Annotated in this window: 18 protein-coding genes, 6 tRNA genes and 1 pseudogene; 2 read left to right on the plus strand and 23 right to left on the minus strand. The window is 34.2% G+C overall.

Features of this window, described 5'->3' with window-relative positions; translation table 11 throughout:
* Positions 1 to 273: 273 nt before the first annotated feature.
* Positions 274 to 531 (plus strand): annotated as a pseudogene (locus PGC14_RS06675) (glutamate--tRNA ligase family protein); the annotation flags it as partial.
* Between the two features lie 105 nt (positions 532 to 636).
* On the opposite strand, the gene PGC14_RS06680 reads toward PGC14_RS06675, so the two are convergent.
* Positions 637 to 1,575: a hypothetical protein gene (locus PGC14_RS06680; RefSeq protein WP_039764518.1), complete on the minus strand. Its 939-nt coding sequence runs from the start codon at positions 1,573 to 1,575 to the stop codon at positions 637 to 639.
* Positions 1,576 to 1,594: 19 nt separating this feature from the next.
* Entirely contained in the window at positions 1,595 to 2,440 is an 846-nt protein-coding gene (locus PGC14_RS06685; RefSeq protein ID WP_271629828.1) for a DUF6345 domain-containing protein, read from the minus strand.
* 582 nt (positions 2,441 to 3,022) lie between these two features.
* Between PGC14_RS06685 and gltX the strand changes: the two genes are divergently transcribed.
* Positions 3,023 to 4,471 (plus strand): glutamate--tRNA ligase, encoded by a 1,449-nt coding sequence (gene gltX, locus PGC14_RS06690; RefSeq protein WP_039764522.1) that lies wholly within the window; start codon positions 3,023 to 3,025, stop codon positions 4,469 to 4,471.
* Between the two features lie 119 nt (positions 4,472 to 4,590).
* Here the strand turns inward: gltX and PGC14_RS06695 are convergent.
* The 21 genes from PGC14_RS06695 to PGC14_RS06795 form a co-directional block, all read right to left on the minus strand.
* Positions 4,591 to 4,677 (minus strand) — tRNA-Leu (locus PGC14_RS06695).
* Between the two features lie 97 nt (positions 4,678 to 4,774).
* Positions 4,775 to 5,884: an ABC transporter permease gene (locus PGC14_RS06700; RefSeq protein ID WP_271629829.1), complete on the minus strand. Its 1,110-nt coding sequence runs from the start codon at positions 5,882 to 5,884 to the stop codon at positions 4,775 to 4,777.
* A 33-nt stretch (positions 5,885 to 5,917) separates the two neighbouring features.
* Positions 5,918 to 6,640, minus strand: coding sequence for an ABC transporter ATP-binding protein (locus PGC14_RS06705; RefSeq protein ID WP_271629830.1), 723 nt, complete (start codon positions 6,638 to 6,640; stop codon positions 5,918 to 5,920).
* A 26-nt stretch (positions 6,641 to 6,666) separates the two neighbouring features.
* Complete coding sequence (locus PGC14_RS06710; RefSeq protein WP_039764529.1) at positions 6,667 to 7,776, minus strand: HlyD family secretion protein; 1,110 nt, start codon at positions 7,774 to 7,776, stop codon at positions 6,667 to 6,669.
* Between the two features lie 4 nt (positions 7,777 to 7,780).
* Positions 7,781 to 8,392, minus strand: a complete 612-nt coding sequence (locus PGC14_RS06715) for a TetR/AcrR family transcriptional regulator (RefSeq protein WP_271629831.1) — start codon at positions 8,390 to 8,392, stop codon at positions 7,781 to 7,783.
* 134 nt (positions 8,393 to 8,526) lie between these two features.
* A tRNA-Glu gene (locus PGC14_RS06720) sits at positions 8,527 to 8,601 on the minus strand.
* Positions 8,602 to 8,623: 22 nt separating this feature from the next.
* A tRNA-Met gene (locus PGC14_RS06725) sits at positions 8,624 to 8,700 on the minus strand.
* A 22-nt stretch (positions 8,701 to 8,722) separates the two neighbouring features.
* A tRNA-Met gene (locus PGC14_RS06730) sits at positions 8,723 to 8,798 on the minus strand.
* Between the two features lie 5 nt (positions 8,799 to 8,803).
* Positions 8,804 to 8,893 (minus strand) — tRNA-Leu (locus PGC14_RS06735).
* Between the two features lie 968 nt (positions 8,894 to 9,861).
* Entirely contained in the window at positions 9,862 to 10,521 is a 660-nt protein-coding gene (locus PGC14_RS06740) for an Ada metal-binding domain-containing protein (protein ID WP_271629832.1), read from the minus strand.
* A 1,227-nt stretch (positions 10,522 to 11,748) separates the two neighbouring features.
* Positions 11,749 to 11,907 (minus strand): hypothetical protein, encoded by a 159-nt coding sequence (locus tag PGC14_RS06745; RefSeq protein WP_206516927.1) that lies wholly within the window; start codon positions 11,905 to 11,907, stop codon positions 11,749 to 11,751.
* Complete coding sequence (locus tag PGC14_RS06750) at positions 11,907 to 12,143, minus strand: hypothetical protein (protein WP_127351605.1); 237 nt, start codon at positions 12,141 to 12,143, stop codon at positions 11,907 to 11,909. The genes PGC14_RS06745 and PGC14_RS06750 overlap by 1 nt, the downstream gene beginning before the upstream one ends.
* 157 nt (positions 12,144 to 12,300) lie before the next feature.
* Positions 12,301 to 13,011, minus strand: a complete 711-nt coding sequence (locus PGC14_RS06755) for a hypothetical protein (RefSeq protein ID WP_271629833.1) — start codon at positions 13,009 to 13,011, stop codon at positions 12,301 to 12,303.
* A 309-nt stretch (positions 13,012 to 13,320) separates the two neighbouring features.
* Entirely contained in the window at positions 13,321 to 14,121 is an 801-nt protein-coding gene (locus PGC14_RS06760) for a hypothetical protein (protein ID WP_271629834.1), read from the minus strand.
* Positions 14,122 to 14,197: 76 nt separating this feature from the next.
* Positions 14,198 to 16,024, minus strand: a complete 1,827-nt coding sequence (locus PGC14_RS06765) for a DnaB-like helicase C-terminal domain-containing protein (protein WP_271629835.1) — start codon at positions 16,022 to 16,024, stop codon at positions 14,198 to 14,200.
* A 199-nt stretch (positions 16,025 to 16,223) separates the two neighbouring features.
* Positions 16,224 to 16,550, minus strand: a complete 327-nt coding sequence (locus tag PGC14_RS06770; RefSeq protein ID WP_127351603.1) for a hypothetical protein — start codon at positions 16,548 to 16,550, stop codon at positions 16,224 to 16,226.
* 50 nt (positions 16,551 to 16,600) lie between these two features.
* On the minus strand, positions 16,601 to 16,813 hold the full coding sequence (locus PGC14_RS06775) for a helix-turn-helix domain-containing protein (RefSeq protein ID WP_271629865.1): 213 nt from the start codon (positions 16,811 to 16,813) through the stop codon (positions 16,601 to 16,603).
* A gap of 110 nt (positions 16,814 to 16,923) precedes the next feature.
* On the minus strand, positions 16,924 to 17,136 hold the full coding sequence (locus tag PGC14_RS06780) for a helix-turn-helix domain-containing protein (RefSeq protein WP_271629836.1): 213 nt from the start codon (positions 17,134 to 17,136) through the stop codon (positions 16,924 to 16,926).
* Positions 17,137 to 17,539: 403 nt separating this feature from the next.
* A complete protein-coding gene (locus tag PGC14_RS06785; protein WP_271629837.1) occupies positions 17,540 to 17,869 on the minus strand; it encodes a hypothetical protein in 330 nt (109 codons plus the stop codon).
* 8 nt (positions 17,870 to 17,877) lie between these two features.
* Positions 17,878 to 18,837: a tyrosine-type recombinase/integrase gene (locus tag PGC14_RS06790; protein ID WP_271629838.1), complete on the minus strand. Its 960-nt coding sequence runs from the start codon at positions 18,835 to 18,837 to the stop codon at positions 17,878 to 17,880.
* Between the two features lie 275 nt (positions 18,838 to 19,112).
* A tRNA-Leu gene (locus PGC14_RS06795) sits at positions 19,113 to 19,197 on the minus strand.
* Between the last annotated feature and the right edge of the window lie 47 nt (positions 19,198 to 19,244).

Genomic DNA, 19,244 nt, shown 5'->3' on the forward strand with positions numbered 1-19,244 from the left:
TAAATAGTTATATCAAAAAAAAAACATAATGCAATGGGCAAATTAGATAAATTTTTTATGTTATAATTGGAAATTTTCATAAATTAAAATTAATTTTTTATTTACAAATCCCAAACAGTTTTTTGCAAATGTAATATATTTTTGCTCTATCATGAATTATAAGGTAGATAAAAAGATAAGATACTCTTTCATTAACATTTTTATGTTATAATACAATCTGTCACAAAACTAACACTGAACCAAAACAAAGCTTTAAACGAAAGGAGTAAAAAGATGGTAAGAGTTAGATTTGCACCAAGTCCAACAGGTCAGCTTCACATAGGTGGTGCAAGGACAGCACTTTTTAACTATCTATTTGCCAAAAAACACAATGGAAAGTTCATTTTGCGTATAGAAGATACCGATTTAGAAAGGTCAAGAGAAGAATGGGCAAAAGCGATTATGAAAAGCTTAAAGTGGCTTGGAATTGAATGGGATGAAGGAAAAGCTTATTATTGTTTTTGTAGCCAAGAGGAAATAGAAAAAGCAAGAGGGTTGGTTGGTAACTTTACCTCAACCCTCTTATTTTTTACTGTATATTAATTATCAATAATTATTATCTTGAGACATCCCTACATAAACAACCAGTCCGAACTTTTACTCTATAGCCGGAACAATCGCATCAAATTTTTCCACCTTTCCATCTTCTGTCACTGCCTCACCAACAAATACCCAAACAGGTTGCAAATATGGCTGCTCTTCAATTGTACCTGCATCTTCCCAGTAAGCAAGAACAACTTCTTTGATTGTTGCAGACTTTGCCATAGGATTGATATTATTCGATGCTTCTCTATTTTTAACTTTTTCAAAAGCTTTCTCTGCAGGCACTATCTTTACCTTATTGTATTCTTCAAACTCCTTATACCATTTATAAACTTCTACTATCTTACCATTATCACCTACAACCACTATTATCCTCGAAACACCATACACAGGCTTTCCTTCTACCACGGGATAAAAATATACACTCTTGTGATGAACCTTATAATCATTTGTAATTTTATCGCCAGAGGAATCGTCTGTAACTGCACAATAAATAAATCTTTTATCATAAATACCATTCTTTTTCAAAAAGTCAAGTGCAATTTTTTTTGCTTCTTCATCAGAAGGTAGATTTTGTGGATCATCATTATTAAGTTCTTTTCTATCTACATAATGCCATCTCCCTGTATCAATTTCATATTCAAATTCACGATAATACTTTTCATCTATTTTCTCCTTTATCGAATAAGCTCTCCATATAGGTTGATATTCCACTTCACCTTTTAGTCCAAATATTTTAGCTAAAGATTTAATCTCTGTATCTATGTTTTTTGGCTTTTTAAATTTGTATACCATAGCTTCAACAGGCAAATTGTCAAATTTGGCTGTCACTTTATAGTCTATGTCAGGTATTTCATTTCCTGGCATAGGAATATTAAGCGGCGGTATCCTGTTTGCTTTAATATACAAAAAATAACCCGTTATAAAAGCAATTATTAGCACTATAAAAGAAATTTTTAATATACTTTGCATTTTAGCATTTTTTATTTTCATTTAGCTCAACCCCTCTCATTTACCTAATAACTACCCCAGTTGCAGGTATTTTTACATCTGCTATTATACTATATCCTTGCTTGTAATTTCTATACCATTCTTTTTCAGGTCGACAGCCATAAAAACTATAAAGCGAATCATTCGCTGCTAATTTATATCCCATTATACGAACAATACTGCTTTGACCATCTTGCCTTTGTGGCTGATAAATTCTTGCAGCTTGCACAAATGCATCTTTAAAACTTAATTTATCCGCTACCAAAAACTGCGCAAATTTAATTGCTTCACGACTGTCTAAATACATGGTAGATGCAAAACCCATAACAAGTGTTGCGCCCTCAAATGTTTTATAAATATTCTCTAATTTTTCTTGATCCCCGTTGCTATTTAGCCAGTTACATGTATACATTATAACCCATTTTAGATTACTGTGCCCAAATCGAACTTCGTTTGTTCTTGCATTCACCTCATCATTATATTCCATCGAACTGTTATGCCAAGTTTCACCTGTACTTCTTGCAAAAAAGTGAGCAGCATTCTCTTTAGAAAGACACAGTCCATGTCCAGAATAAACTAACAAATCAGCCTGTGACGTAAGTGAAGTATCCTTCAAATAGGATTCATTCGCTTCACTATTGAGTTTTATAAGATAAGCAGTTACCCATGCATTTCTCCATAAACTATCAGCTAAATTATAAACATAATGAGCACCTGCTCTATCGCCATATGTGCATGAGCCATTTGGACTACTGTAAGTGCTAACGCCAAGGTAAATACCTTTTAAATCTGCCGAAAAAGCTACACAAAAGTTAAATATCAGTATTATAATTAAAGCAAGAGAAATATAAAATTTATTTTTAATCAATTCTACTTAGCCCCCTTGCTTTTGTTAAATTTTTTACAGTAAAAACTCAATATGAGTGTTATTATAAGAACTTTCTAAAAGTTTTCCTTTGTCTATATTCCATTAAAGCAATTTAAGAAGAACAAGGTAACAGTTATTACTAATAGTTATTAATATCAGAATTGTAAAAATAAACCTTGTCAGAATAATAAATTTTTAATGTTTATTAATCAACTTTGAGTCCTTTTTGACGGGAAATAGGTTTGAAGTATTTAAAAGGTGTCATATATACAAACAATCATCAACTCCTTTCATTGGATAAAGTAACTGTAAATAGTTATATCAAAAAAAAAACATAATGCAATGGGCAAATTAGATAAATTTTTTATGTTATAATTGGAAATTTTCATAAATTAAAATTAATTTTTTATTTACAAATCCTAAACAGTTTTTTGCAAATGTAATATATTTTTGCTCTATCATGAATTATAAGGTAGATAAAAAGATAAGATACTCTTTCATTAACATTTTTATGTTATAATACAATCTGTCACAAAACTAACACTGAACCAAAACAAAGCTTTAAACGAAAGGAGTAAAAAGATGGTAAGAGTTAGATTTGCACCAAGTCCAACAGGTCAGCTTCACATAGGTGGTGCAAGGACAGCACTTTTTAACTATCTATTTGCCAAAAAACACAATGGAAAATTTATTTTGCGTATAGAAGATACTGACCTTGAGAGGTCAAGAGAAGAGTGGGCAGAAGGTATTATGAGAAGCTTGAGATGGCTTGGAATTGAATGGGATGAAGGACCTGACATTGGTGGAGAGTTTGGACCATATTTCCAATCTCAAAGGAAAGACATTTATATGGAGTACATCAATAAACTATTAGAAGAAGGTAAGGCTTACTACTGTTTTTGCTCCCAAGAAGAGATTGAAAAGGAAAGGGAAATTGCAAAGCAAAATAAGGTATCTTACAAATACAGCAAAAAATGCAGAAATATAAGTTTAGAGGAAGCAAAAAGAAGAATAAAAAATGGTGAAAAGGCAGTTGTCAGAATAAAGGCACCACAAGATGGTATTACAGTAGTCCATGACATAATTCGAGGAGATGTTGAGTTTTCAAATGACCAGTTGGATGATTTTATAATATTAAAATCAGACGGCAATCCAACGTATAACTTTGTATGTGTGGTTGACGACTATTTTATGAAAATTTCACATGTAATAAGAGCTGAAGAACATCTTTCAAACACGCCAAAACAGCTTATTATTTATCAAGCTTTAAATCTAACCCCGCCCCAATTTGCTCATGTTCCAATGATTTTAGCGCCAGATAGAAGCAAATTGAGCAAACGCCATGGTGCAACCTCTGTGGAAGAGTTTTTTGAAAATGGTTATTTAAAAGAGGCTATTGTGAATTATCTTTTGTTGCTCGGCTGGTCACCTGGAGAAGATAGAACAATAATTGGACTTGATGAAGCTATTGAAAAATTTGAGCTTGAGAAAGTGTCCAAAAATGCTGCTATATATGATATAAATAAGCTCACATGGATAAATGGTCATTATCTGAAAGAGATTCATATTGAAGACTTGTATGAAAGAATGAAATATTTCTACTCTAAAAAAGGCATCGAAATTGAGAGGTTTGACAAAGAGTATGTAAAATCTGCTTTGAAACTTGTTCGTGAAAAGGTAAAGACTTTAGTCGAGGTTGTGGATGCAAGCACATACTTTTTTGATGATAGCTACGAATATGATCAAAAAGGAGTTGAAAAATACCTAACACCTGAAAATCTCAATATCGTTAAATCTCTTTCAGATGAGCTAAAAAACTTAGAACCTTTTTCAGCTCCTGAGATTGAAAGTCTTGTTCGTAAAAAAGCCGAAAGCTTAAATGTAAAGGCGGCAAACATTATTCATACAATCAGAGTTTGTATAAGTGGAAGAACAGTTACTCCCGGGCTTTTTGAGATGATGGAGGTACTTGGTAAGAAAGAGGTTGTAAAAAGAATAGAGAGAACTTGTGAAAAATTTTTGAATAAGTAGAATAAAATTGGCTTTGGTAAATGTTTTGCATGGTAGTAATAGTTATTTTTATTACTCCAAAAAATAAAAACCTCACCAGCTTTGTTCCCTGGTGAGGTCATTTTTTATATTTTCTCATCTGGTGCGGATGGGGGGATTTGAACCCCCATGGGGAGAGCCCCACAAGATCCTGAGTCTTGCGCGTCTGCCAATTCCGCCACATCCGCAAAAGCTTATAAATTCTTCTTTACATTATAATATTTTAAGCCAAACTCCCACCAGATGTCAACCAAAAAGATTTTCAATTTTTCCAAGATGCTTAAATCAGTCAAGCCTCTTTGAAAATCTCTTTATTGAAATAAAAAGAAGTACAAGCCCTAAAAATATCAACACCAAGACCTCATCCCACAGATATTCTATCCCGACACCTTTGAGAACAATGCCTCTTAATATTATCAAAAAGTAAGTAAGAGGAACAAAATTACCTACAAACCTTATCACAGCTGGCATTGCTTCGCGGGGGAACATAAAACCTGAAAGCAGCACACTTGGCAACAAAAACAAAAGTGCAAGCTGCATTGCCTGAAGCTGTGTTTTCGAGACAGAAGATATGAGCATTCCTATCATGAGCGCACAAATGACAAATTCCATCCCCAAGATAAACAGCAAAAGAATATTGCCTCTCACAGGTACCTTAAACCATAGTATTCCAAACAGGAGCGCAACTAAAAAGTCACCCAGTCCAAGAAATGTATAAGGAACAAGTTTCCCTAAAATTAGCTCGATAGATTTTATTGGAGTTACTATTAACTGTTCCATTGTACCTTTTTCTCTTTCTCTTACAATTGCGAAGGCTGTAAGTATTATGGTTATATTTTGCATAATAAGTCCCATAAGACCAGGGATTGTAAAAAGTTCGCTTTTCATAGAAGGATTGTATTTTACACGTGTTCTGACATCAACAATAGGTTTTACAAAATAGTTTTTCTGTGCAAAGTTTTGCATTGTCAAAATACCGCTTGAAAATACTGTCTTTGCAATTGTGGGGTCTGTCCCATCTACTATGAAAAGTACCTCAGGACTTTTGTTTTGTTTAAGAAGTTTTGTAAAGTCAGAAGGGATAATCAAAGCTGCTTTGATTTTTCCACTGTCAAGACTACTTTCTATCTCTACCTGATTTTGTGCAAAAAAGGTTGGCTTAAAATACCTTGTGTTCTGAAGCTTTCTTATAAGTTCTCTACTCTCTTGTGTCTTTGCCATGTCAAGTATTCCTATGCTCACATTTTCGACATCCATCTTGACAGCATAGCCAAAGAGCATAAGCATAATAAATGGTGCTACAAATGCTATAACAAAAATTGCCTTATCTCTTTTAATTTGAATAAACTCCTTTTTCGCAATGGCAACAAATCTTCTTATTGAGAAATCATTCATTTTAAATCTCACCTCTATCTTAAAGCAATCTTTTTACTGTGAGAATACCTTCACAAACACATCTTCAATACTATGTGACGAATACTTTGTCTTGACATTTGCAGGTGTGTCTACCTCTTTCAAAATCCCATTGAACATAAAAGCGACATAGTCACACCTCTCAGCCTCATCCATATAATGGGTGGTTACTAATACCGTCACACCACTTTGAGAAAAAACTCTTATCATCTCCCAATACTCTTTTCTTGAAATAGGGTCAACTCCAGCTGTTGGCTCATCTAAGATTAAGATTTGTGGATTGTGAAGTGTGGCACAGGCAAAGGCAAGTTTTTGTTTCATTCCGCCAGAAAGCGTGCCGACAAGCGATTTTTCTCTGCCTTCAAACCCAAAAAATTTAAGTAGCTTTGCCTTTTTCTCTTCAATCTCGTCCTTAGAAAGGCCATATATCGCACCATAAAATTCAATGTTCTCTTCAATTGTTAAATCCTCATACAGACTAAACTTTTGAGAAACATAACCTATATTTTGCTTTACTTGTTCTGGATATTTTGAGACATCATTTCCAAGTACTTCTACGTATCCTTTTGTTGCTCTTAAAACACCACATATTATTTTAATTGTAGTTGTCTTCCCAGACCCATTTGGCCCAAGCAAGGCGAAGAGGCTACCTTTGGGAATACTAAATGATATGTCATTTACCGCAACAAACTCTCCAAACCTTTTTGTAAGCCCCTCTACCTTGATTGCATATTCCACCTATCATCACCCCAAATTTTGTAAAATCAAATCTTTACATCAACAAGCATCCCAGGTCTTAAAATATCTTTATTCTTTATTATCTTTAGCTTGACCATAAAAACCACTTTTTGTTTTTCCTCTTTTGTCTCTACGTTCCTTGGTGTAAACTCTCCTTTATCAGAAATAAACACAATCTCACCATACGCTTTTTTGTTGCTATCTAAGATAATCTCAACCTTCTTACCAAGCGAAAGTTTTTGTAGCTGTGCTGAAGGAACATATATCTTAAGATAGTAGTCGCTTAAGCCTATTTGAGCTATAAACGTACCAATACCAACAAACTGTCCTTGGTCAACCCCTTTTGTTAAAACAATACCATCAACAGGTGAGGTAATTGTGGTCTTTCTCAGATTCAAATTACCAATTTTTAAGTTCTGCTCTGCCATATTTACATAAGAGAGAGCTTGCAAATAGTTTCTCTTTGCAATGTCAACAGAAATCTCAGTAATCATTTTATCCTCATCTGTAACAGATTCGTTTTTCACCATTTCAAGTTGGTTTTCTAATGAATTAATCTGATGTGTCAGACTACTATTTTGAGCCTTTAGGGAATTTAATTGCATTTTTAGCTCTGATAATAGCTTTATTGTGTCCAAATTAGCCATTTTCATCTTTTCTAAATTTTTTATGTTCTCTTCTAAAAATTCAATGTTATTTTCATTTCCTGATTTTATATCTTGTAGCTGTAGAATATTTTCTTTTATCTGATTAATCTGGTATTTCGATGGTTTTTTAGAAAGAAGCCGATATTTTAGTTTTGCTAATTCCCAATTTTGCTCAGCGATATCCGCAGACAATTTAGCAACTTCAAGGTTTGCCTGTGCTATATTTTTTTGAATTTCATAAAGGTTTGAATCAATCTTTGCTATTATATCACCTTTTTTAACCTTAGAGCCTTCTTCAATAAAGATTTTCTCTACTCTCCCAGCAATCTCAGTGTTTATATCAATAGTCGATACCTCTACAGTTGATGAGTACACATCTTCAGCATTTTCTTCTCTGCACCCTGTCAAAAAGAAAGTAAAAATTGAAATTAAAAAAAGGACAGTAGAAAATACCTTAAAGTTTTTAGATTGCAATATCGCCTTTATCATCCTTTTACTCCTCCCCAATAGACTTTTTTATCACATTTAATACATTTTCTATCTCCTCTTCAATCTCATCACTTGTTGTCTCAATGCCCAGAATATATTTTTGGAATAAAAAAGTAAGAAGAGTGCCTATCATCATTCTTGAAATGCCTTTTGCCATCTCTTTTGAAATATTCCCTTTTCGTATGAGTATCCTCTCAATCAAACCCTTTGCCTCACAGGTTTTAGGCACCATATTTTTTATAACCTCATTCTTGAGAGAGTCATTATACTGAATCTCTATTAGAATAATCTTAAAAAGGTCAATGTTTCTGTCCAGCATTTCAAGTCTTTCATTTATTATAGACCTCAAAAATTCAGAAGTTTTTAAATCCTTGTTCTTTTTGATATTTTCTTTAAGAGGAGAAAGAGCAATAGAATCTAAGATTTGTGTCAGGGCAACACTTACAACTTTATGAAGTAAATTCTCCTTGTCTTTAAAATACTTAAACAGTGTAGCTTCAGAAATCCCTGCATCTTTTGCTATTTGTGCTGTTGTTGTGGCAGCATAACCATTTTGTGAAATCAACTTTATGGCTGATTGAATTATTCTGTTCTTAGTATCTTCACTTTTCCTCAATTTTAATATCTCTCCCTCCCCTAAGTTTTTTAGTAAGTACTTACTTACTTTTATTATAAAAAATTTTTGTATTTTTTACAATTAAAATAAAAAAGGGCTTTTTACAAAGCCCTTTTTGCTCATATTTTCTGTTTTGGTGACCCCGAGGGGATTCGAACCCCTGTTACAGGCGTGAAAGGCCTGTGTCTTAACCACTTGACCACGGGGCCATCTACTTTTTTAGACATAAAATGGTGGCGGCGAACGGATTCGAACCGCTGACACTGCGGGTATGAACCGCATGCTCTAGCCAACTGAGCTACGCCGCCATCTTTGATATTTTAAAATTTTTGGTTGCGGGGGGAGGATTTGAACCTCCGACCTTCGGGTTATGAGCCCGACGAGCTACCAGCTGCTCCACCCCGCGATATCTGGTGCCGGAAACCGGACTTGAACCGGTACGACCTTATTCAGGTCCCAGGATTTTAAGTCCTGTGCGTCTGCCAGTTCCGCCACTCCGGCATCGCAATTATATATTTTAATAGGGTTTTCAAGCATTGTCAAGAGTTTTTTTACTCGCAAAAACCACCAAACACCTTTAAAAAACTCATTTACCGAACAGGACTTTTAAGTGTTCTCAAATTAAAACATTCAAAAATCCTGTATGGTTTGTTCGTTATCAGTTTAACCCCAAAGTAAAGAATTCTCAATAGAGAAAATTTGTTTGAGTTTAATTGCTATCTGTTGCCATAACAGCATATCATAACATCCAATTTTATGCTTCAAAATATCGGCTAAAGGCAGCACGCAACAATGAACCTTCTTCAAATTCTGGCCCCCTACCCCTTGCTTTTGGCTTGCGAACCCATAACACAACCATTGAAGAGACTTTCCTAAAACCAAAAGCTTTAGTCTCCAAATAATTGCCACATTTTAGCATTGCACAAAAACATATTTTTGTGCAAACATAAATTAACAATGCCACCTTATTTGTTTTATTATGCCATGGTTTTGACTTTTCAAATGCTAATAATCAACTTTGGTGTAATTTATTTTCTGTTCTGTAAACTGCCCTGTTTCCTTCATTACCAGTTACAAAATGGCACACTTTGACACTATTTTCTCAATTGAAAATGATTTTCAATTAGCCAATTCTCAACACTTAAATGTGTAAACCTAATACCCTGCTTGGGTATACTCATTTTGTGCAATTTTGATGCATTATATTAACCTCATTAAATTTAGTTCTTCACACCCATAACCTGACAATTTTAAAATTGTAACTGGTAAAGCATATGTTGATAAGCTTATATAATTTATAGTGTCATCAATATCTGGATTAGAACACAAACAAAAGCTATTCCTTAAGGCAATATCACTAAACTGATTGGACAATATTGTCCATCACACTTAAAAGGCACAATTTGATTTTATCTTTATTAATGATTTAAAACTTTATTTAACATTTTTTGAGTCTATCAAGTTATACATTATGGAGCAACAAGCCAATCAGGAACTGCAGAAAAATTTACTAATTGCAATTTATAACTTTCAATATTTTCTGCAATAGAATTAATTACCTGAATATCAAAACTTTTTATTTGACCTGATGCCAATGATATGTTATCAGAGACTGCTTCGAATATAGGTTTTTTGTGTTTATCAAAAAAGATTGCCTGAACTCTACAACTAACTCCCCATGATTCATTTTCACTGTTTTCATTCTTTATAGTACCTGTGACTTCTACCATTATCATATTCTTTTTAAAACTTGAACCTAATATTTTTACTTTACTATAGTCTGGTCCATCAACTGTGTTCATTTTATTTTTTCTTTCTTCCTCTTCACGTTTTCTTTCTTCTGCTTTCCTTTTTTCTACCTCAATTAATTCTTTTTTATTATCAGGTGGCTTACAAGTTTTACATGCCCTATAACCTGCTTCTGCTGCAGCCATCTTATCAGAAAAAAATACCAACTTTTCGTTTGAGATATTTCTGATAAATTTACAATTATCTCTATGATAAATACCTGTCCCTTTGACTCCAATTAATTCACCAGAATAATGATAAAACGAATAAATCTTATAGCAAAAATAAAAAGATAGTGATATAACAACAAGTATAATGCAAATAATTATTGCTTTTTTCAATGTTTATCCTCCTGTTCATTATATTTCTTTTCACAATTATATCACACTAACTAAAAACTGTATTATAAATTATCATTTTTAAATTAGCCAATAACAAAAAATTAAAAACCCTGTCAAAAGCTTGATACTGCTCGATTTGAAATGATTTTCTACAAAACCTTGATACACCTACAATAAAAGCCATTTTCACAATAAGATTTGTGTATAAAGCCTTTATAAGCTTCAAAAAATAGCTGGGTAATATCTTTATACCACCTTTCAATTTTTCGCTTCTCTATGAAGCTGTATTTTTAAATCTTGACAATTCCAAATACACTTTAGATTTACAGCCTTAAAATTTGGAATGTACTTTGTAAAATCAATGAGAATTATCACAAACATAGAAATGACATGCCTTTGGACTTTTTTCGTACTTTTTTTCGTACTTTTTTCGTAAAAGGGCTATGTCTTAAAAGCCTTGATATTTCCAATGTCAACCGACTTTTTACCCTTTTTTCGTTTTTTTCGTATGATATTTTTTTAAAATCTCATGACTAATTTGTCAAGCTAAAATCAGCAGCCAAAGAATAGATTTGACTTAAAAGATGTGGACAGGATAAAATAAGTCATAACCACATTTAGACCACAAAGAACAATGCAAAATAAAGTCCAGGTTTTTAAAATTTTAACTGTGATTCTTTAAATCTTATTTGCTGTTTAGAATAAGAAATACTTGTTTTAAGCTGCACAAATTCTTTGTTCAAGTTTAATTTCTTTTTATTTTTAGCTTGCTTAATTTAAGGCTTTTATTCTAAATTTATCTTTGGCAATTGATTTTCATAATTATTCAAAGTTTAGTGCATAATTATTCTTTGCAGTGGATAATCTGTTAATGTCTTTAATTGCCAACCTTCAATTTTCAAGCCATTTAGCACAATTTAAAGTAAACCAATCAAATAGATTGACATTCACAACATGAATAAATTCTTGAATTCCATTATTTTACTTTTTCTTGATTTAGAAGATAAATGCTGCTTGAACATTTAAAGTTTTAAAACTTAATTTGTGCTATAATTTACTTTGAAGTTTTGATTTGATAATTTATATCAACTTTTGATTTTACTTTTGTTACTGCCTTTATTTCCCCTACCACATTCAGTTTTTAAGCACATTTCAAGCTGGTAGGGTATGCAATTCTACAAAGTGGCTAAAAAAAATAAAAGAGACCACAACTAAGGTGGTCTCTTACTACTTGGCAATATATTTTGGACAATGTATTTCTTTCACTCTAAAACTCTGTTTGCAATTGTTTTTACACTTCTCACAAAGAGAATGGTATTGAATTTTACCCTTGTCGTTTTTGAAAAAATACCACTCATCAATGTAATTTCTCTTTGTTTTTGTCATCATGATAAAGACCCCCTTTGTTTTCTGTTTGTTTGTATTAGCCCAATTAGAGACACTGTTAAAATAATCACAACCCAAATCCCAGCTGCAATTAAAAACACATTGTCAAACATAGCACTAATTGCCAAAAACAAGCTGTGTTGAAGTGAACAAACAATATCTTTTCGTTTGTACCAGAAATAAGCTGGTAGAAAGACTAAAAGAGTAATAAAATACAAAGCTAAAATCCATATCATTTAAAACACCTCTCTTTTGTTATTGATGTGTTTTTAAAACAAAAAAGCAGCCATTATTGGCTGCCTTTGTATGCTGTTGTTTTTAAAACCCCGATGGGTAGGCTAATTTAAATGTCTGGGATTCTCTAAACATTTTTCACTTCCAGCAAGTACTAATTCATCCCAAACAATAGAATTCTTCTCCACAACCACTACACAGCCAGCCTTCCCAATCATCGCTACTAAACCATTTAAAAGATTGCCCGCAACGTGTACACAAACTGTTAGGAACAAGTTCCCCAGTCCCCAATGTTATACGATTTTTCCACTCTGGCACATCATTTTCGATTAACACACAAGCTATAAAATCAACGTTGCCACTTGCCTTTAAACACGGCAAACACACAAAGCCTTTTTCCTGTCCTTTCTCGGCAAACTCAAAATCCTTGCTGCCACATACAGGACACTTTGCATTTAGGGAAGATTGCAGCTTTTCGATTTCCCAGTCTCGCTGTGCACACTTTACAAACTTTGCCCAAAGCCGCAGGTCAAGTTTATTAGGATTCTTCTTTGTAAACTCTTGAGAAAGCCTCTCTAACATTGCCCAAAAATGCCCTTCCTTGCTGCAAAGTTGCCTGTCATAAGCCTTCTTTTTCAGCTTTGCAAAGTAGGAAGGCTTTTGCTTGGCAGCAAGTTCCCTTATCTCAAGTTCAGTCATAAGTCGGATTGTGCGGCTGACTTGCTTGTTTTGGTCGGCTTGCTTAACAAACACTGTTTCAATCTTGCCTTTCCTACCAGCCGCAAACGTCGGCAAGCCAACAGCAACACCAACATTACTTTCAAGATTTTCTGGCTTTTCAATTAGGGAAAGCCACTCCCACGGTCGCATTCTCACCACCACCTCCACTTGCCAGTATCTGGCTTCAAGTTTATGCAGCAGGGGGAATATGCATAAATACAAAACCAATTTTTAGCTAATAGAGAGAGTTGTAAAATTCTCTCTTTTAATTTTAATTTTAATTTTACCCGTTTTTGTGCCCGCAAAGCCTTGTCCTATCTGCATTCTTTATTTTGCGTACTATGGTTTTAGGCAGGTATATACTATGGTTTTTCATAGGTATATACTATGGTTTTTTGTAGGTATATACTATGGTTTTTCCAATTGATACCAGCCGTTTTTTCTTGTATACTTATGCAATTATTTTCGTATATTTATGCAGATAATATTCCTGTCAATTTTGTAGGTTATTAGACCCATGCTTTCCAGTTTTATAAGTGCGTTTATTACCTTTTCTTTGCCTTCCTCTAATGGTAGTTCTGGGCAAATATCTTGTTGCACAAACTGTGCAAAGTTGCGTTTGTAGGTCTTGTTGCGTGTACATTTTCCCATTAGGAAGTGATAAAGCCTGTGTGCTATCTTGTATTTAACAAGCTGTTTTGCAACGTCCAAATCTCCACGTGCAACATAGCCATTATCTAAATTGCGACAAATTTCTTTAGCAAGTGTTACAGTAAGCTTTGTTTTGTATCCCCGCCCTTTGCTGCCTTTCTGTGATATGCGATAGGAAGGCAAAAGCACAAACTTTGCTATATCCCGCTTAAATTCTTTTCCATTAGCAAAACCGTATCTTTCTACAATAACTTTTGTCATCATTAAGCGGTCAAGTGATTGCAAAACCAATTTAATGTTCTCTGGCTGGTTTACATCCATTCCCCGCTTCTCCATGATGTATTTAAGCGGTATTTCGAAAGTATCTCCTGTCTGTCCTGTTTCCTGCCTATAGGTGGTCAAGATGTACAATGTGTTTATGTCGGCTGGTGTTAGCATGTAGTAGTTTGTGCCGATTTGTACTTTGCCGCCGTCATTTGTTTCATATTCGTAAACAAGCTTGCATTCTCGCCCTTGCCGTGGTTGTATGCTATCTTCCAATAGGGAAAAGATATTGATAGGCAAATTTGCGTCTGTAATGTAGTAGTTTTCATTGGTTTGCTTGTCCATTTCAACCCCTCCTAAATGCAGATTTTTAATTTACCACGCCGCCTTGCCGATTCCCGTACAAGGCAGCGTGTTTGGATTATAAGCTGTTGTCATTGTCGGCTATTTCTTCAAACAAGTAAATGCCACCCCAAAAACGCATTGTAATATCATCCCCTATGCTTCCATATCTGTTTTTGACGCATTTGAAGTTGATTGTATAGCCGTTTCCTTTATAGTTATCGTGGACAACACGGTCGTGGTCTCTTTGCATTAAAAACGCTGCTGCTGTGCCATATTCAATAGACCCAGATTCCTTAAATGCTGCCATCACGTCTTTGTCGTCTTTGTCTTTATTGTAATTCTCCCTATTAAGGCTACTGATTGCGACAATTGGTATTAGAAAGCGGTTTTTAATCTCAAACAATTCCTGCATTATCAGGTCAACTCTTTGCTTGTCGCTTTGATATGGTTTTGCTGGTTGCAAAAGCTGTAAGTAATCAACAAACAGGATAGGCTTTTGCAAGCGGTCAAGGACATAATAGACCTCATCAAGTCTTTGTCCTTCTAAAATGTGAAGCTTGAAAGCATAACGCATGATGTAGTCTTGCATAACAGACATGAACTCTTGCATTTCCTCTTGAGTTGCTGTACTTGTTCTAAGTTTTCGATAAAAATCAAATCCAGCTACTTTAACACTAACTTTTTTGAGTCCATATTCACGACAGAAAATCCTTGTCAAAATCTCTTCTTTGGGTATTTCAGCCGATAGGAAGACGCATTCATAACCTTGCTGTAAGAAGTTGTCTATAAGCTGCAACAAGAATGTTGTTTTACCGACGCTGGGCTTTGCACCAAAGACATACAGGTTTCCTGCTACAAAACCACCATTTAACACATCGTCTAATTGCTTAAATCCTGTGGAAATAGCTTTGAATTTATCAGACTTGAGAAAGTCAACATACTGTGCAGCAAAATTAATGAGTGCATAGGGATAAAAAGCCGCTTTAAGCTGCCATCTTAAAAACTCTATACACTTGTCTTGAGAATTTTGCCAAAACTCGTTGATGTCTTTGTAAGGTGTCCCTTCCCATCTGCAAATAGCCACTTCATACTGGGTTTTCATCTTATCAAAAAGTTGTTTTGCTGCTTTGCTGCCTGCTTCGTCGTTGTCAAACAGGATGTAAAATTTCTTGTTCTGTGGTTTGATACGATTTAGGGTTTGTACAAACTCGTTTTGATTTTCACAGCCATTTAGGGCAATTGCTGGCAACCCAATAGCAGCTTCTATTGTTAGTGCGTCAAAAATGCCTTCAGTGATAAAAACATCAGTTTGTAAGTCGTCTTTGAGAATGTCCAAATTAAACGGCATAGCTTTGTGTCCTTTAGGAAATTCATATCGTGGCTTGTTATCATCAAGATTGCGACGCACATAGCTTATTATCTGCCCGTCTTGAAAGATGGGTAAAACAATTGCATTGTTTTCCACATCAAAGCCCATCTTGTATTTGTCAATTAGAGAAGTGGGAATCCCCCTATCAGCAAAGTAACTTGTCAAACTTGCGTATTGATGGCATGTCTCGACATATGCTATAATCTGGTCAATAGAAGGCTTTTCTTCTTGCGTGTTTTCTTCTGTTTGCTTGCTGCCAATAGACAAGCCTATTTCCTCAGCTAACATTTTTACCGCCTTCCCAAAGGATATTTTATGGTAAAGCTGTGCAAATTTGATAACATCGCCACCAACGCCACAGCCAAAGCAATGAAAAAACTGTTCGCTGGGTTTAATGTAGAATGATGGGTTTTTATCAGGATGGAAGGGACAGCAAGCTTTGTAGTTACTACCTTCCTTTTGCAAAGGTAGGTATCTTCCTATGTAGTCGATAATGTCTATTTTGTCTTTGATTGTCTTTACAATACCTTGCATTGCAACCCCCCCTATTTGCTTAATTTGTATTTGTTTGTGTTAATTCAAAATTTAATGCAACACTTCAAAAAAGATATTGTCTTTTGTAAATAAATGATTTAAAATTTAAGTAGTGAAGTTGAATGTGAAAATGTGAAAAATAATAAAAAGTTTTTGCCTTTTTAAAATAAAATCCCCGCCCCAACCGCCCGATACAATATCAAACTGCTTCTTTTTTGTTTATGCAAGTAAAGTATTTCAATGACAAATAATATTGCGGTGTCGAATTTCCTAAAACATCAACAAAAGCATGTTTGATATATTCATTAAAGGGAATATGGTATTCTTTGGCTGTATCTTGTTCTTTAATAACAATTTCTTGACAGTCTAGCATTTTTAATTTGTCGATAATTTCTTGTTCTATACCATAGGTGTTATACTTCCAACATTTGCTTTTTAGTTTGACTGTTTTGTTAAAAATTTTTGTTTTTGCGTCAAACGACCCTGCTTTAACTTTTTTGTTTAGAATTTTGTTGTAAGCATACATAACCATTTCAAACACCCCACTTTAAGAAGGTGGTTCAAAACCACCATTTTTTATGCAATTTGGTCGTTGACTTTTTTTAATGTTCCATCAGGATTTGCAATCTCTTCAACAGATATACCAAAATATGCTGCCAAAGATTGTAACAGTTTGGGATAAGGCTTTCGCCAACCCCTTTCGATTTGTGAAATTAGGTTAGGATTTACACCGATTGTAAGTCCTAACTTACTTTGAGAAATATTCTTCTGCTTTCTTAAATATTCTATTTTTGTCGTTTAATTCACCTCTTTTTTAGGAATATTTTACTAATTACCACTATTTAATATATTCCAAACAATGGTCAACATCAATGTTTTTTTTTATTTTTTTTAAATGTCTAACTTTCAATCTCTTTCAACGACCCATCTTCATTGAATAACTCATCTTCTGCCACATTGAAAAACTCAGCCAGTCTCTTTTTGACCTTTGGATATGCTTTTCTTTCGCCTCTCTCAATTGAAGTCAACAAAGTGTAATTGATACCAGCTGCCAAAGATAACTTTGCTGATGATAAATTATGCTGTTTCTTCAAATACTCTAATTTCGTCATCTCAAATCAACCCCTTTCCAGTGTTTTTCAAAAATAAAAGCTGCCCCAAAGAAGTTTTAAAACTTCTTTAAGGCAGCCTAATTTTTTCAATTTTGCGTGTTCACTTTTTACCCTTCTATAAATATTATACCACAAACCATGTAAAAAACCCTATTTTTTAGCTGTGTTGTGAAAAATGCACTATTTTAAAAGGCTTGATACTATTGAAATAAAAGGTAGTGATAACGTCACATGATAGTGAATACTACATTTTTGTTGTGCATTTTGCTATCAATTCAAATGCTTGGTATTACTGATTTTCTTTCTAATACCATACCCTGTTTGGGTATATAAAAACGTATGTTCTGTATCGACAAGGTTTACATAATACAATTTTTAAACTTGTGCATACAACTTTTTTATCTCAGTATGTCATTACAACTTCTGCGTCTTCTTTTTCGTCCACTACAGCAATTACACCTGAAAGCTTGTCCTCGTCGGCATACACTCTTACAACACTACTTTGAGATGGTAACATTCCTAAAGCCTTATCAATCCCTTCTAATAGCTTAAACCACGCTTTTATTCTTTTGTCTCTGTCAATTTTTCTGTTCACTTGAAGATAAACATTTTTAATGCCCATTTCCTCTAAAATTAAACAACCACCACCTGCAACCTGATTGTCTTTAAACACGTCACTGTAGCCAACAAAGAAGTCTATTTTGCTTTCCTCATCATAAAAATGGTATAACATCTTTAAACTCACTCCTTCTTTTTATTTTGATTTTTTATATTTCCAACCCTGTTTAAGGGTTGTTTTAGCAAAGTGTTAATCGGTGTAGCCTTAGCATGAATTTCTTGTAAGTCTTTCTGTGTAAAGTGGACGTACTTTTTTGTCATTTCCAATGTTGTATGTCCCATTATCTTTTGCAAACTCAATTCATAACCACCATTTTTGAGATACAGCAAAGCAAACATATGCCTTAAATCATATGGTCTTATTTTCACACCTAATTGTTTACTATACTCTCTCATTCTTTCATTCCATCTATACCTGTTTAAAGGCTTTCCTGTAACTGAACAAAATACAGGAACGCTGTCATCCCATTGTGGATGCCTTGAAGATATGAGTTTTTTAATTGCGTTTGCTGTTACTGGTGAGATTGGCAGCACTCTTGATACTCTTGTCTTTGCCACATCTGAAGGAATTACAACCTGCAAATTCTTAAAATCAAAATGGTCTTTTAGCAATGAAAAGGCTTCTTTAGGTCTTATTCCTGTGTCAAGTGTCAATAACATCAATGCATAATCACGTAAACCAGCAAATGTCTTTCTATCTGGCAACTGGAGTAGCTTTTGAAGTGTTTCAATGTCAATTTCAACAATTCTGTCATCTGTCTTTCTTGGCTTGAATTTAGCAATGGGATTTGTCGGAATAATACCCTCTTCAACACACCAATTCAAAAATGCTTTCAAGTTTTTCATTCTTAGATTGTAAGTCACTGGTTTCATAGGTTGTGATAAATACTCAATCAAACACTTTCTTAACTTCTCTGTGTCATTAAAACAATCTGGGTAACGTTTAAAAAATGAACTGATGTGACGTTCATAGTCCCTAATCGTTAAATCACTTCTACCTTGTGCTTTTTTGTAAGATAAGAAAAGCTGTAATGCGTCTTCCCAATCTGAATTTGAATTGTTGACTTTGAGTTGTTTAGGCATAATAAAAACCACCTCACACCTACTTTTATTCTTTCGGTGTTTGGTGGCTGCGTTTGGATAATACTTTGTTCTCCTGTTTTTATTTCATGACCATAACAGACCTTTTTACTCAATTCTGTAAATTTAAAATGTTCAAAGCCTTGCTAATTCTTAGTTTCTAATTACATCCATATTTGGCAGTTTTAAGTCCTGTGCGTCTGCCAGTTCCGCCACTCCGGCATCGCAATTATATATTTTACTCTCTTTCCTTCCCCTTGTCAAGAGTATTCATTTTTTGGTGCGGGTAGAGGGACTTGAACCCCCACGGCTGTTGCCACTAGATCCTAAGTCTAGCGCGTCTGCCAATTCCGCCATACCCGCTTTTCTTTGCGTAATTTATTTTAGCACAAGGTCTTTGCTTTGTCAAA

The sequence above is a fragment of the Caldicellulosiruptor sp. DIB 104C genome, assembly GCF_028198085.1.
GTDB classification, from domain to species: Bacteria; Bacillota; Thermoanaerobacteria; order Caldicellulosiruptorales; family Caldicellulosiruptoraceae; genus Caldicellulosiruptor; species Caldicellulosiruptor saccharolyticus.

Bases quoted from the DNA above. Each gene is read 5' to 3' on its own strand.
- PGC14_RS06680 (WP_039764518.1), bottom strand. From the start codon at position 1,575: ATGAAAATAAAAAATGCTAAAATGCAAAGTATATTAAAAATTTCTTTT.
- gltX (WP_039764522.1), top strand. From the start codon at position 3,023: ATGGTAAGAGTTAGATTTGCACCAAGTCCAACAGGTCAGCTTCACATA.
- PGC14_RS06700 (WP_271629829.1), bottom strand. From the start codon at position 5,884: ATGAATGATTTCTCAATAAGAAGATTTGTTGCCATTGCGAAAAAGGAG.
- PGC14_RS06710 (WP_039764529.1), bottom strand. From the start codon at position 7,776: ATGATAAAGGCGATATTGCAATCTAAAAACTTTAAGGTATTTTCTACT.
- PGC14_RS06745 (WP_206516927.1), bottom strand. From the start codon at position 11,907: ATGACAAAAACAAAGAGAAATTACATTGATGAGTGGTATTTTTTCAAA.
- PGC14_RS06750 (WP_127351605.1), bottom strand. From the start codon at position 12,143: ATGATATGGATTTTAGCTTTGTATTTTATTACTCTTTTAGTCTTTCTA.
- PGC14_RS06755 (WP_271629833.1), bottom strand. From the start codon at position 13,011: ATGCGACCGTGGGAGTGGCTTTCCCTAATTGAAAAGCCAGAAAATCTT.
- PGC14_RS06760 (WP_271629834.1), bottom strand. From the start codon at position 14,121: ATGGACAAGCAAACCAATGAAAACTACTACATTACAGACGCAAATTTG.
- PGC14_RS06765 (WP_271629835.1), bottom strand. From the start codon at position 16,024: ATGCAAGGTATTGTAAAGACAATCAAAGACAAAATAGACATTATCGAC.
- PGC14_RS06770 (WP_127351603.1), bottom strand. From the start codon at position 16,550: ATGTATGCTTACAACAAAATTCTAAACAAAAAAGTTAAAGCAGGGTCG.
- PGC14_RS06780 (WP_271629836.1), bottom strand. From the start codon at position 17,136: ATGACGAAATTAGAGTATTTGAAGAAACAGCATAATTTATCATCAGCA.
- PGC14_RS06785 (WP_271629837.1), bottom strand. From the start codon at position 17,869: ATGTTATACCATTTTTATGATGAGGAAAGCAAAATAGACTTCTTTGTT.
- PGC14_RS06790 (WP_271629838.1), bottom strand. From the start codon at position 18,837: ATGCCTAAACAACTCAAAGTCAACAATTCAAATTCAGATTGGGAAGAC.